The sequence below is a fragment of the Burkholderia sp. AU31652 genome (assembly GCF_002223155.1).
GTDB lineage: Bacteria > Pseudomonadota > Gammaproteobacteria > Burkholderiales > Burkholderiaceae > Burkholderia.
The window spans coordinates 2,471,595-2,485,080 of record NZ_NKFG01000005.1; the positions used below are offsets into that span (position 1 = coordinate 2,471,595).

11 protein-coding genes are annotated in these 13,486 nt (G+C 59.6%); 1 reads left to right on the top strand and 10 read right to left on the bottom strand.

Features of this window, described 5'->3' with window-relative positions:
• Positions 1-120: 120 nt before the first annotated feature.
• Positions 121-1,236, bottom strand: a complete 1,116-nt coding sequence (locus CFB40_RS28645; RefSeq protein WP_089426904.1) for a branched-chain amino acid ABC transporter substrate-binding protein — start codon at positions 1,234-1,236, stop codon at positions 121-123.
• Positions 1,237-2,048: 812 nt separating this feature from the next.
• On the opposite strand from CFB40_RS28645, the gene CFB40_RS28650 reads away from it, so the two are divergent.
• Positions 2,049-2,672, top strand: coding sequence for a hypothetical protein (locus tag CFB40_RS28650; RefSeq protein ID WP_089433086.1), 624 nt, complete (start codon positions 2,049-2,051; stop codon positions 2,670-2,672).
• 257 nt (positions 2,673-2,929) lie between these two features.
• Here CFB40_RS28650 and CFB40_RS38260 read toward each other — a convergent pair whose 3' ends face one another.
• From CFB40_RS38260 to CFB40_RS28685, 9 genes are all read right to left on the bottom strand, one after another.
• Complete coding sequence (locus CFB40_RS38260; RefSeq protein WP_124578456.1) at positions 2,930-3,265, bottom strand: hypothetical protein; 336 nt, start codon at positions 3,263-3,265, stop codon at positions 2,930-2,932.
• Between the two features lie 167 nt (positions 3,266-3,432).
• Positions 3,433-3,996, bottom strand: a complete 564-nt coding sequence (locus CFB40_RS38265) for a hypothetical protein (RefSeq protein WP_124578458.1) — start codon at positions 3,994-3,996, stop codon at positions 3,433-3,435.
• Between the two features lie 126 nt (positions 3,997-4,122).
• Complete coding sequence (locus CFB40_RS28655; RefSeq protein WP_089433087.1) at positions 4,123-4,602, bottom strand: SMI1/KNR4 family protein; 480 nt, start codon at positions 4,600-4,602, stop codon at positions 4,123-4,125.
• A gap of 10 nt (positions 4,603-4,612) precedes the next feature.
• Positions 4,613-4,882 carry an HNH endonuclease gene (locus CFB40_RS39510; RefSeq protein WP_089426901.1) on the bottom strand — a complete coding sequence of 90 codons (270 nt, stop codon included), beginning with the start codon at positions 4,880-4,882 and terminating at the stop codon, positions 4,613-4,615.
• Complete coding sequence (locus tag CFB40_RS38270) at positions 4,839-5,126, bottom strand: MafI family immunity protein (RefSeq protein WP_143329901.1); 288 nt, start codon at positions 5,124-5,126, stop codon at positions 4,839-4,841. The genes CFB40_RS39510 and CFB40_RS38270 overlap by 44 nt, the downstream gene beginning before the upstream one ends.
• 146 nt (positions 5,127-5,272) lie before the next feature.
• Positions 5,273-6,115 (bottom strand): RHS repeat-associated core domain-containing protein, encoded by an 843-nt coding sequence (locus CFB40_RS38915; RefSeq protein WP_306427033.1) that lies wholly within the window; start codon positions 6,113-6,115, stop codon positions 5,273-5,275.
• Between the two features lie 505 nt (positions 6,116-6,620).
• Positions 6,621-10,868 carry an RHS repeat-associated core domain-containing protein gene (locus CFB40_RS28675; RefSeq protein WP_256976913.1) on the bottom strand — a complete coding sequence of 1,416 codons (4,248 nt, stop codon included), beginning with the start codon at positions 10,866-10,868 and terminating at the stop codon, positions 6,621-6,623.
• Entirely contained in the window at positions 10,865-11,329 is a 465-nt protein-coding gene (locus tag CFB40_RS28680) for a DcrB-related protein (RefSeq protein WP_089433089.1), read from the bottom strand. The genes CFB40_RS28675 and CFB40_RS28680 overlap by 4 nt, the downstream gene beginning before the upstream one ends.
• Before the next feature lie 17 nt (positions 11,330-11,346).
• Positions 11,347-13,485 carry a type VI secretion system Vgr family protein gene (locus CFB40_RS28685; protein WP_089433090.1) on the bottom strand — a complete coding sequence of 713 codons (2,139 nt, stop codon included), beginning with the start codon at positions 13,483-13,485 and terminating at the stop codon, positions 11,347-11,349.
• Between the last annotated feature and the right edge of the window lies 1 nt (position 13,486).

Sequence of the window (13,486 nt, forward strand, 5' to 3'; positions counted from 1 at the left end):
GCAACGCACGGTGTCGTCTCGGGCCGCCCCATGGCCGCGCAATGGGCAGATGCGCGGCCAATACGCACCCGCCCCGTCCGGGTCTCGGACAGGGCGGCGTGCGCGGGCGGGTACTCCGTCTTACTTGGCGGCGGTCTTCGTCGCGTCCTTGTGCCACGTGTACACGACGAACTTGAACGCCTTCAGGTCGCCCTGTGCGTCATACGCGACCTTGCCGATCGGCGTGTCGAACGTCGTCTTGTGCATGTACGCGGCGACCTTGGTCGGATCGGTCGTCTTCGCTCCGGCGATCGAGTCGGCGATGATCTTCACCGCGGCGTACGACGGCATCTGGAACGGGCCGTTCGGGTCGCGCTTCTTGTCCGCGAACGCCTTCACGAGCGCCGCGTTGGCCGGATCGGCCGAGAAGTCGGCCGGCAGCGTGACGAGCATGCCTTCCGAGGCCGGGCCGGCGATCGCCGTCACGTCCTTGTTGCCCACGCCTTCAGGCCCCATGAAGGTGGCCTTCACGCCCTGCTCGCGCGCCTGGCGCATCAGCAGGCCCATTTCCGGGTGGTAGCCGCCGAAGTAGACGAAGTCGACGCCTTGCGACTTCAGCTTCGTGATGATCGCCGAGTAGTCCGAATCGCCGGCGTTGATGCCTTCGAACAGCACGACCGGAATCTTCGCGGCTTCGAGGTCCTTCTTCACCGACGATGCGATGCCCTGGCCGTACGACTGCTTGTCGTGCAGGACCGCGACCTTCTTCGGCTTCACGTTGTTGATGATGTAGTGCGCGGCGGCCGGCCCTTGCTGGTCGTCACGGCCGATCGTGCGGAAGATGAAGTGGCGCTTCTTGCCTTCCGTCAGCTGCGGCGCGGTGGCCGACGGCGTGACCATCACGATGCCTTCGTTCTCGTAGATGTCCGAGGCCGGAATCGTCGAACCCGAGCACACGTGGCCGATCACGTACTTGATCTTCTGGCTGACGATCTTGTTGGCGACGGCGACGGCCTGCTTCGGCTCGCATGCGTCGTCCATCATCACGACTTCAAGCTTGTTGCCGCCCGCACCGCCTGCAGCGTTGACCTGCTCGATCGCGGTCAGCGCGCCGGCCTTCACCATGTCGCCGTATTGGGCGACCGAACCGCTCATCGGACCTGCGATGGCGATCTTCACGGTTTCCGCTTGCGCGGCGGCGGCGCCGGCGGCGAACAGCACGGCGGCGGAAATGGACGTAAGACGGGACAGCGTCATCTGGGAGCTCCTCGATGTTGTTTAGTCATACGGGCAAAGGCGGCATGACTTGCGCAATCGAACAGCACCCGGGGCGAGGACATGGGACACGCCCGAGACACATAGAAGACGGAACTCCAGCGGAATGTTGCGTAGCGGGGCCCGGCTCTTGCAGTCCCCGAAGGGGACGTCTGGTTCGGAAAGACATCGTGATGCGTCTTGCATTGCGCAAGCGTTTCGCCTGCCCCGCTTGCCAAATCGCTTGTTCGGAGGGATGGTCCGACAGCCATTGGCAAGGCAGTCGAAATTATATGGGCGTTTTTAAATCGTCTGTCAAAAATGCCGGTCGACCGAGGGAAAACACGGAGGGTTTTGCAGGTGGCGGTGGCGATGGGGGCGCAACCGCTTGAGGGGCGAGAACGTTTGCTTGGGGTGCAATTGGGTTGCTATGGGGTGGGTCGGATCGGGTGGTTTCCTTGCTGCGCTTGGCTTTCGGCGATCTTGGATTTCGTGCGGCGCGTTTTCGGGCTGCTAAGGGTCTGATCGCCGAAAATCAATCAACTGATGATTGCTTTGGTGGGCACCAACTCGGGGCGGTCGGTCGAAGCGGTCAATCCTACTGTTTACAAACAAAACTAAACACTTGGAAGCTAGTTGTTATTTTTATGAAATAATACGAATTCGCTTCTGCAATCCAGCCAGCCTTCCTGTGAGTCGCGTACGCAGCGCCTCGCAGTCGCTTCAGGGCCGCTTCGACGCCCGTCCGTCGCCCAGCCGCCAGCCAGTGATCTGCCGTTTTTTTCTCATCGCATATCACCTGCTTCGGAACGCTGATGAATCACCCTTTCTGCCTCTCTTCCGCCACCGCGATCGCGTGTGCGCTTTCTGTTTCTGCCGTCGATGCTTCCGGGCGCGATTCGCTGACCGATCGGTCGGTGGGTGCCAATGTGTTTCGGTCGGAGCGTCGGGCTGCGGCTCGAGATGACGGGCATGCGGCGCGGATGGGCCACAGTCGCCTGGAGTACGCAGCACCGGCGGAGCGCGGTCCGTTCGATACGCCTGATACGCGGCCGTTGCGGGTGACGAGCGATGCGCTTGTGGTGCCGACGCCGTCGGTTGAGCACGAGCCCGATTTGGTATTGACCTCGAACCGCGTGGCGATTGGTGCGGGTGGGAAGGATAGTTTCGGTCGCGCGGTGCCTGGATATGAACAGCGCGCGGAGAACTGGAATGAATACCTGCGCGCTAACGGATCGCGGCCTGCTGGTAGTGGCGGTTCGTATGCGCCGCAGCGGCCGTACGATGCGCCGCGCGGTCCGCATGGCGCGCCGAATCCGTTCGATCCTTCGGTGCCGCAGCCGGAAACGCGGACGTTTTATGACAACGGCGCGGGGACGAAGTGCACGGCTACGGGCGGTGCGGGGACGTCGCGGTCGTCTTGCAATATCGGTTGGTGAGGTGTTTGGGGGAGGCCGGCTGTGGCTGCCCTACTCGGCACGGTGCGCGACTTCGCACAGCGCGACCGTATCGTGCGACGTTGGCCCTTACAGTTGCGTGATGATCAGCCTGCCCATCCAATCAGGATCCGCACATCGCGCCCGACACAAAACATGCATCATCGATTAGCCACATTCCACCGATCTTCGGACACGAATAAGACTTGCGCGACCTGAGGGAGGGTGATTTTCACGGGTATCCCACATTTCCTATGTCGTTAAGAAACGTTTCCCACGGCAGCATTCCAGGCGCGCTCGAAATCCTCCTCGTTGATTTCGTCATGTGGTGAGATTTCAAGCTCGTCCTTCATCCCGTCAAATAGCAAAAAACCAATATCAGGATTCCAATCGTGCCGGGATGACGACGCGTAGACAGATCCATTGTCAGGTCGACTAATCTGGCGCGTCGCGACACCATCAACAAATTCCGTGAAAATCTCTCCGAGGCCACATGGAAACTCTGTTCTGGAACAGAAATATTCTTTCCTCATAAGCAACCGATCCGCTTTATTTACGCGCTTCAAAACATCACGTGACCTCTTCTCTTCAACCAAGGAGGTTCCAAGATGTGACCCGTCTCCTTGTCCTCACATTGCCCCCGCGGTGCCGGTGCCTATGGCAGCGGGTGCATCACATCCTCTGCAGGACTTGCATAGAGTCCCGGCGATACTCCCGCAGCACACCGCCGCTATTTACAACGCTCGCTGCACAGGTTTGTTGTTCAAGGTGTTCCGAGATTGAATAGCCACTCGTGATATTTCCTCTTGTCCTGATCGGACAAGATTCCTGCTACAAGATCCCTGGCAAAGTTCTTCTGTGCGTTCATTTCATTTTCAACCGGATTCATCGCATGCCCACCAATCAACTCGAAACTTTCCAAGTAGTCAATCCGATTTATCAGAACCTCGGCGCATGCAACCAATCGTTCAACATTGTGCCCAGTACACCATTGAGCCAAAAAGGATAGCCCCGCCAGCAAATCAGTCGCCCCCTGGGCCGCAGCGTCGTCTTCCATTTCGACTGCATCAGGATCCCAGTCCACCTGCTCCAGATCACTTAGCGGATTGGAGTTTTCGTTTCCGTTCCACACTTGATCCAGGTAGTCGCCGACTCTCTGTCTGATCTGTGCGCCTGCACTTCCTGCATGCGTAGCAAGGAATTCGAATATTGAATCATCGTGCGTAAGTCCAATACAGCACCAAACACCAAAACGAGCAAGGTTATCGAGCTTTCCAGCAGCAAGAACTGATTCGAGATATTTTTTATGTGACTCGATATCGAACATACTCACTTCCTAATGGCATCTGGTGAAAGGTGCGGCCGGTCAGCGACTTGGCGAGCTTGATCAGTTTCAACTTTCTTACAAATGTTCGCCCAGCCGTGGATTGCCATCGCTTCGCAGGACCGAACGCTAGCCGAATGCCTCGTCTTCAGAAACGAGCGAGCTGATGAATTGGTCAAATGAATCAGTCAGACGCCGATCAGCTTTCTGGCGATTCTCCAAGTCCGTCAACATTTCGTCGTAGGTGTCGGTCAACCAATAATGTACGGCACCGCTATCAGTGTCGATACAGAAAAGATTACCGCCAGGATCAGTGGCAAATGGAACAAAGGTTCGAGGGTATCCTCCCTGACCCGCGACTCGCGCATAAATGCTTTGAACGTTAGGCTTGCTAGCGTCCTGCGTTCCGATAGGAAGGAATTCATGGATCCATATCGGCTCCCAATCATCCTCCATTGGAAACCAGTCGAGAACTGGCATGCCACCATTGAACTTCAGGTAGTGCCCCTTCATCGCTTCCGGTAGCTGGACGCCTAAATCGCTCTCGAGCTTCTCTATGCCCGATCGGTCAATTGCGGGTCCACACTTCGAGAACTCATTTTGCTTCATACTTCCTCCGTTAGCATCCTCGTTTGGGACTACGCCCCTTCAACCATCCCTGCTCTTGGGCGACCCGTACGGCCTCGGCGGAATCGTATGCAACGCCAAAATGCTTTGCAAATTGATCCGCCGAACCCGCATGCGGGAAAGTGTCGATATGTGCTTGCGTTTCAACCAGTTGCATCGTCGTGCGCCCCGTCTCAGGATTGAAGTCGTTCAGATGGTGCCACGTATATCCGGTGGCATCAGCCTTTGAAATATTCGCTTCTTTGAATGCCTGAACATAGATTTTTCAAATATGAGATTATTTTCTTTCCAAGAGGAGAACCAAAAATCTCATTCAGAGAAACTATCTCACCATACTCTTCTCTCGACACCTCAACATCATGCTCACAAATATAATTGCACAAAGCATCAAGCGCCAAAGGAGCCTCATTAAAATCGATGTACCCCAAAGAAAAACTTATAACCTGATCCGGAAGACGATTCTTAAATCTTCCTCCAAGCACCCTCAATCTCTCCAAATCCTTCATTTACTTCGCCTCCGGCAAAATCGGAATAGGTCCACTATCAGGGAACGCCGTCACTATCCTACCGATAGCCGGCTGATAAACTGTGCGAATTTGCACGCCATCTCGAACTTCCCAAGACACCCATGTGGCCCGCTCCCCTGCCTTAGTTAGAGCCCCCCAGTTCCTGTCTGGGCATACCATTTAGTGCTCGGGGAATTAACAATACCATCGACCTCCGAAATTATCTTTGTCGCATTCCAAGATTCCGGAAATACGGTTTTCCCCGGATTACCGGGCCACATATGCCCACCGCTGGTAGGGCTATCACCATAAAGAATGTGCTTACGTGCCTTGGGATCACATCCGAACAACCCAAGCGGATCAACCCAGTTTATCGGATTACTATTAGCGTATTGATATAGGTTAGTTCCACCGACCAACTTGATCGGATCCGGGCTGATATAGCGTCCAGTATCAGGATCGTAGTATCGAAAAAGGTTGTAGTGCAGCCCCGTCTCTCGATCCAGATATTGTCCTTGGAAACGCAGATTCTGCGGCCGCGGCACGGAAACCGCTACCGACGACGTCCCCTGTACACCCCTCCAAGTCGGCATCGATCGCTGCGGCATCCGCGCGACCCATTCCTCCGTTACCGCGTTACCCCAAACCTTGTAGCGAGCCTGCCAAACCAGCTCGCCACCCGCGTCGGTCAGTTCCTCCGGCAATCCCGAAACATCGTTGTGGAAGTAATAAACCGCATCCCGCACATCCGCATCATTGGCCGCCGCCTTCCCTTGATCGATCCGGGCAAGCGGCACATAACTATTGGACTCGTACAAGTACGTCAGCGCTTCCTCGCCCTGACGGTCGTGATACGTCTCCTGCACCAACCGCATGCCGTCCCACAGGAAATCCGTACTCGCATAACTGCCATTGAGCTTCCGGATCCGCCGGCCAAACGCGTCGTACTCGAAATGCGTCGTCGCGATCCCGAGCCGGTCCTTCGTCACGACTGTCTTGAGCCGGTTCCAATCGTCGTATTCAAGCGTGAGCTCTTTAGCCGGGCCATGCCCACTGAGCTTGCGAACCAGCCACCGGATCTATGGCCACGACGCACGGGCACTGTGGACGTGGTGACATATGCCCCCCAGCACAGCGCCATTTTCCGCTGTGCCCGCACGATGCATTCTTCTTAATTTACATTAATCAAGTATAGTTACCTCCGCGACCTTCTTGGGACCCTCATAAATATCAAATGTTTTATGATTTATCATTCGCTCCTTCGGGGCATTATCCACGAGAAAATCAACCTCACCAAGACTCACCATTCCTTCATTTGACTCAAAAGGATCACCCAAATCAAAAACAACACTCCACGCATTATTTTGCCAATTAACATCCTCAGAAAATCGAGACACAGAATAATATTTTCCTGCCGCGGGAGGCTTTTTCCTCCCCCCCTTCGCCTCAGAAACCCAAACCACTCTAACGGAATGCACTTGACACCTCCAACCCTTACCTACAGCCAGAATAATTAACCTCTTTACTCCAAGTAACCCTTGATCTCGGATTATTGAGATCTTCTATCTCAGCATATCGTGCAGGCCCAATTCCATCGAGGTGTGGATCCTTGTGCATTTTTCCTGCTATATCATCAGGCACGTCTACTTGCACCACACTAAAAGCCCCCTCGCCATGTCCCATCGTATTACCCCACCTGACCGCATCCTGGTAAGACTCAGCAAACCACTTCCCTTCCATATTGCCATTAATAGTCCATTTACCGGATTCCATAAGCCCACTATACTCATCAAGACTCATGGACCGATACAAAACCATTAACCCAAGAGGATCAATCCATGTCAGTGAGTTAGGTGCGTACTGATATAGGTTTACGCCACCATTCAGACCAATAGGGTCTTGTGTAATAAATCGACCAATATCCGAATCATAGAACCGGAACGTGTTGTAGTGCAGTCCGGTCTCGCGGTCCAGATACTGCCCTTGGAAGCGCAGGTTCTGTGGTCTTGGTACTTGGGCCGACGGCAGCGCAGCTTCTTGCGTCTGGCCCCACACCGCTGTCGGCCGCTGCGGCATCCGCGCAATCCACTCCTCCTGCACCGCATTGCCCCACACCTTATAGCGCGCCTGCCAAACCAGCTCGCCACCCGCGTCGGTCAGTTCCTCCGGCAACCCCGATACATCGTTGTGGAAGTAATAAACCGCATCCCGCGCATCTGCATCATTAGCCGCCGCCTTCCCCTGATCGATCCGGGCAAGCGGCACATAACTATTGGACTCGTACAAGTACGTCAGCGCTTCCTCGCCCTGACGGTCGTGATACGTCTCCTGCACCAACCGCATGCCGTCCCACAGGAAATCCGTACTCGCATAACTGCCATTGAGCTTCCGGATCCGCCGGCCAAACGCGTCGTACTCGAAATGCGTCGTCGCGATCCCGAGCCGGTCCTTCGTCACGACTGTCTTGAGCTGGTTCCAATCGTCGTATTCAAGCGTGAGCTCTTTAGCCGGGCCATGCCCACTGCGCTTGCGAACGAGCCGCCCATACGTGTCGTACTCGAACCGCTTGTCCTCGAACATCTTGAGCCGGTTGTGCTCGACATACCCGCCCGGATGATCGCTCGACACCAGGTTGGCCGCCGCATCCCAGCGAAATACTTCCGACGGCAACCCCGGCCCTGCCGCCTGTTCGATACGCCCTGTCGGGTCATACCGATAGCTCGTCGTGCCGTAACGCTGATCGCGCTTCTGGATCACGTCGCCAGCGGCATCGTATTGCCACTGCTTCGCAAGCAACTCACTGCCCGCCGCGCCGCGCTGCGCACTTTGCCGCGCGCGGCGCCCCACCGCGTCATATCCGAAGTGACTCGTCAGCTTGCCCTGCGTCCGCAGCACCTCACGATGCAGATCGTCCCGTTCGATGTCCGCAACCGCGGCACCGTCGAAACGAATCTGGTGCACGTGTCCGGACCCATAATGCAGCCAGTCGATCGTGCGCTCGCCGGAAATCGTCGTGCTGACACGATTGCCAAGCTCGTCGTACGTGTGCGCGAGCCAGCCAGTCGGCGTGTATTCCTCGACGACATCTCCACGCTTGTCGTACTTCAGGCTGACCCGATTCTTCAGCGATGGTCCACGAGCGGCAAGCGTGTACAACTCGGCCGACGTGATCCGGCCGGCCTCGTCATATAGGTATTCGCAACGCTCGTGCGCGGCTTGTTTCGCCGTCAGCTGCCCGATCGCATCGCGCTCGTATCGCGTCTCGAGCTGCCCATCGCGTACGATCGTTCCTTGACCGCACACGTCGTACTCGTACGTACGCTTGTGGCCATCGAGACCGATCTGCGCGGAAACGAGATCGCGACAGTCGTACTGAAAGCGATACGTCTCACGGTTCTCGTTGGTCAGGCTCGCCAACCGGAACGCGTCGTCATAGCCGAACTGCACGACCCGGCCCGCCGCATCCGTGCGAGACAAGAGCAATCCGCGCGGATTGAGTTCATAGCGCGTGCTGCGCTGGTTCGGATCGATGACCTCAACCAGCCTTCCGGCCGCGTCGTAACGGAACATCTGACGTGCGCCATCAGCCGTCCCGATCCCCGTAACCCGCCCCATCGCATCCGTTTCGTAAACGGTGGCCTGCCCGGCCGCATCGGTCACCCGCGCGAGCGCACCGCGTGCGTCATACGCAAACCGTGTGACCTTGCCGGAACAATCGGTATACGAGGTCAACTGCGCCCGGCCATTCCATTCGAGGAACTTGTACCCGCCGCGCGCATCGCGAATCGTATGCACGAGCCCGCGCTCGTCCCGGTAATACTCGGTCGCGAAACCCGCCGGATCGCGTGCCATCGTCAGGTTGCCGCGCGCGTCGTAACGATAGATCCATCGGGCGTTGGTCGGATCGATTTCCGCAACAGGCAAATCGTAGTGTCCGTTCCATTCTGTCCGCTCGACCTGGCCGAGCGCGTCGATGCGCTGCGTCTGCCGCCCGCGCTCGTCGTACTCGAAGCGAGTGACATGGCCCGCCGGGTCGGTCGTGCTCACCAGCTGCCGCATCGTATTCCATTCGAACTGCCAGACATGCCCTTCGGCATCCGTGTAGCGCGTCGGCTGCTGATCCTCGTTCCACGTCCATTGCGTCACGCGTCCGATCTGGTCGGTGATCGTCACCGAACGCTGCGCGAGGTCTGCGTCGAACGTGTACGCCTCGCCGTCGTCGGTCCAATGGCGCACGACACGCGCGTCGCGGCCGACACCCTGCCACGCATAAAAGCAGTTCAAGCCGCCGGGCAGCGTGTGCTGGACCATCAACCCATGCTCGTAGGCGAACCGTCGCCCGGTGTGGCCGCTGCGATCGGTCACGGTCACGAGTTGGCCGGCGTCGTTGTACGCATAACGCACCAGCGTGTCGGGTTGTTCACCGTCGACACCGCGCGTCAGTTCGATCGTGGCAATGCGTCGAAGATGCGGTTTCTCGTAACCCAGCGTCAGCACGCGACCCGCGCTGTCATGCAACCGCACCGGCCGCACGACCTCATCTGCCGCTTCCTGCTCGACCTCGATCCAGTTGCCGTTGCGATCCTCCAGCCGCCGTAGCTTGAGCGTCTCGCTGTCGGCATCGCTGCCCGCGCGGCCGAAATCGCGATACACACCATCGACCGTTTCGACCACATAGTGACCGCCAGCCGTACAAATCAGGTAAATGCCTTCCGGCACGCTGAAATGACTCTCCCCCGGCGGCACCGCCGGGAACTCGATATCGCGCCCCTGTTCGTCCCAGTACGTGATCGACGTGACGACGCCGTTCTCTCGCGCCAACCTCAACTCGACACTGATCGGCACGCTCCAGCCGGCCCCGAACAGGCCATCGGCGCGATCGTCGTGGCTGCTGTAAAAACGCCGCCAGACGATCGGCAGCGGGCCCGGCAACACGAAGTCCGTATCGTCGCTGCCGTCGAGAATCTTGCCGCCGGTGATCACGTTGACCGGATGGCCGGCCGACGGCTGCATCTTGCTGCCGAGCCATGTACCGAATAGGCCGGCCGCGAAATTCATCGCGAGACACGGCAACTTGCCCTTGACGAAATCGCCCCAGCTTCCCTTGCCTCGACCACAGAGCGCAAGCGCGATACCGATCGCCGCGCCGAGTCCGGCGACCCACGGCCGCGCTGCACTGATGTCGCGCACGGTCTTCGTGCCGCCGCCGAAGAAAACATCCGGCGAGCCCTTCGAGATCGTGCCGTCACAGGTGGTCTTGTCGTCAACGCGCGCCGCCGGCAGATCGTTGATGAACACCACGTCCGACCCTTGCGCGACGAATTGCGGGCCGGGGTGATCGCTGCACAGAACCGGATCCATGTCCGCGCCGTCGGCCGCGCGTGCGGCCGGCTTCCCGTTGACGAACACATCGGGCGAGCCGTTCTGGATCGTGCCCTTCTCCTCGGGCGGAGAAATGGCATTGCCAAGCCCCTTCGCGGCCTCATCGATCTTGTCGTTGAGACCCGAGCCTTGCATGTAGGCGGCCACGCCGACACCGATCGCCAGCACGATCGGCGTCGCCAGCCCGCCGGTGCCGATTTCGAGCGCACCCAATGCACCGAACACGAGGCCTTCCGCTATCGTGGTCAGCGCCCATCCGATCCCTAGGCCGCCCAGCAGCGACCCGCCCATGCCGAGCAGGTCGCCCGCGAGCGTCGTGTGGGTAAAGGGATCGTCCTTACGAGCGGCCGGCTGACTCATGGGCGGCCGGCATCCGAAACCAGCGTGGGCGCAACCGGGCGCGGCTGGAAGCTCTCCAGCATGCGCGCGGCGAGCGCACGTTGTTCGTCGTCGAGCGGCGCTGCATTGGTCAACGTCATCACGATCACCTGCCCGCCGGCATCGAGCCGAAACGCCGTCTGCATCTGGTGAAAGGTGCGGCCGTCCTGTTCATGCGTCGATTCCGTTTGCACGCCGGGGCATTCCGCTCGCCCGACCGTCACCGGGCGTCTCGACTGCACGTTCAGATTCTGCGCGGTGCGCGACGCCTGCGCCCATTCGCGCTCGACGAACGCATCGATCGACTCCTGCTCGCGCAGCCGGCCGCGGGATACGACGAGGCTCAGCCCGCCCGGGCCGACGGGAAGAATCAGCATATTGACGGTGCGATCGAGCGCCGCGTCCGGCAGTTCGAATGTGCCTTCATGGATTGCGTAGTGCATGGCTGGTTTCGTTCGTATTATTTGTTGAGATCGATGCGCTTGCCGTTGACCATCACGCCGTCGTCGGTCATCAGGATCACGGAGCCCTTGTGCTCGAGGCGGATGCCTTCCGGCGCGAGCGAGATGGAGCTGTCCTTCACCTTCAGCAGGATGCCGCGCTCGGCCATGTAGACCTGCGTACCGCCGCCGCCATCCTTGGCCGGCGTCGTGACCTCGACAGCAGTCGCCGTGGTGCTGCGCTTCTCGGCGATCGTCTCGGTCAGGTTGCCCTGCGGGATCTGCTTCTCTTCGCTCCCCGTTGCCACCAGCACGGTACGCATCGGCCCCAGCACCTTGTGCGTCTCGTTGTTCTCGACGACGGTGTTCATGTCCTTCTGCGCGTGCATGAAGAATTCCTGCATGCCGTTCGTGTCGGTCATGCGGATTTCGTTCGACCCCTGCCCCTTGTGCGTCTGGCTCTTGATCCCCATCGTCTGGCCGGCCGCGCCGTGATACGGGTTGCCCTGCTCGCCGTTGAACACGCGGCCGACGATCACCGGGTTATCCGGATCGCCCTGGTTGAACGCCACCAGCACTTCCTGCTTGATCCGCGGAATCGCGGCCGCGCCCCAGCCGTCGCCCGCCCACGGTTGCGACACGCGCACCCACATCGAATCGGAGCCGTCCTTCTTGCCGCGCCGGTCCCACGGGAAATGCACCTTCACCGCGCTGCCGTTCGTATAGATTTCCTCGCCCTTCGGACCGACGACGATCGCCGACTGCGTGCCGTGAATCACCGGCTTCGGCGTCGCGCGCGGCGCACGGTACGGGATCTTCTTCGGCAGCAGCGAGAAGCTGTTGCGGTACGGCAGCTTCGCGCTGTGCTGCGTATAGTCGTTCACGGCCTCGTGACGCACGTGCAGGATCACGTAATCCTGGTTGTTCTCGAGGACGGGGTGATTCGCGACAGTCACGGCGCCGGCCGTCGTCATGCGCCACGCGTAGCCGCCGCCGGTATAGCGATGGGCTTGCGCCTCCTCGGCCTCCATCGCGAAACGCGCATAGCGGTGGCCGTCGTCGCCGTGGTCGTACAGCGACTGGTGCTCGAAGCGCTCGGTCGCATCGAGCCGCGCGTGCTTGAGGTTTTGCGGCCCGGCCTCCACCAGCATCAGCGGCGACGACGGATTCTGGTGATTGAAGTCGCGGAACGTGACCTTGCCGACGCCGAAGCGCCGGCCTTCATGCAACTGGTCGATGCCGCTGTCCTCGCTGGCCTCGGTCGCGGCGAACGGCACGGAGGCGAGCCCGTCGATCGGGCGGAACAGCAGGTTCGTGTCGCCGATCACGAGAAAATGCTTGTCCTTCTCGTAGCGGTGCGTCCACACGAGCCCCTCCTGCTCCATCAGCCGCGCGCAGAAGTTGTAGTAGCTCTCCTGGTACATCACGACGTACTCGAGCGGCTTCTGGTTCGTCCGGATGTCGAACACGAAATCGGAGAAACCGTGTTCCTGGAAGATCTCGGTGAGGATGTCCTGCGCGGTCTTGTTCTGGAAGATCCGGCAGTCGGTCGAGCGCGTCAGGAACCAGAACCACGGCACGGCCGTCAGGTGGTATTGCGTGACGTTCCCGGGGTTGCCGGCCCGGTCGAACGACGCGACGTAGCCGTCGAAATAACGGTCGTTGTCGGCGGCGCCCGATGCAACGACGCGTTCGAGCGTCGACAGGCGCGCCTGCTGGTCGAAGCGGATCTTGACCTGCTGGCCGATCAGGTCCTCGGGGCGCAGGTCGTGGCGATGCGACAGCAGGTCGAGGTGGATCTCCGGCAACCGGTTCACGTGCTCGTCGACGACGGCCGCGCTGACCAGCAGCACATCCGGGCCGAGTGGTGTATCGAGCGTGACGTAACGATTGAGCTGGGTCAGGCGCGCGGGGTTGGCGGCGCTGTTGATCGCTTCGGCGATCGCGCCGGGCGTCTTGTCCATCAGCGAGAAGCCGGTCTGCGCGAGTTGCATCGCGCGCTGGACGGTGTCGACGTGCCCGGCCAGGCCGGCGAGCGGCCCGACGCTGCCGGCCACGCTCGACGCCACAGGGCCGGCGAGCCCCCCGAGCGCGCTCAACGAGCCGAGCGCACCACCGCCCAATCCACTGGGAATACCCCCGTTCGGAGCGAAACTCATT

What these genes read in the sequence shown, in the direction of transcription:
- CFB40_RS28645 (WP_089426904.1), bottom strand. Translation starts at nt 1,236, where the DNA reads ATGACGCTGTCCCGTCTTACGTCCATTTCCGCCGCCGTGCTGTTCGCC.
- CFB40_RS28650 (WP_089433086.1), top strand. Translation starts at nt 2,049, where the DNA reads ATGAATCACCCTTTCTGCCTCTCTTCCGCCACCGCGATCGCGTGTGCG.
- CFB40_RS38265 (WP_124578458.1), bottom strand. Translation starts at nt 3,996, where the DNA reads ATGTTCGATATCGAGTCACATAAAAAATATCTCGAATCAGTTCTTGCT.
- CFB40_RS28655 (WP_089433087.1), bottom strand. Translation starts at nt 4,602, where the DNA reads ATGAAGCAAAATGAGTTCTCGAAGTGTGGACCCGCAATTGACCGATCG.
- CFB40_RS38270 (WP_143329901.1), bottom strand. Translation starts at nt 5,126, where the DNA reads ATGAAGGATTTGGAGAGATTGAGGGTGCTTGGAGGAAGATTTAAGAAT.
- CFB40_RS28675 (WP_256976913.1), bottom strand. Translation starts at nt 10,868, where the DNA reads ATGAGTCAGCCGGCCGCTCGTAAGGACGATCCCTTTACCCACACGACG.
- CFB40_RS28680 (WP_089433089.1), bottom strand. Translation starts at nt 11,329, where the DNA reads ATGCACTACGCAATCCATGAAGGCACATTCGAACTGCCGGACGCGGCG.
- CFB40_RS28685 (WP_089433090.1), bottom strand. Translation starts at nt 13,485, where the DNA reads ATGAGTTTCGCTCCGAACGGGGGTATTCCCAGTGGATTGGGCGGTGGT.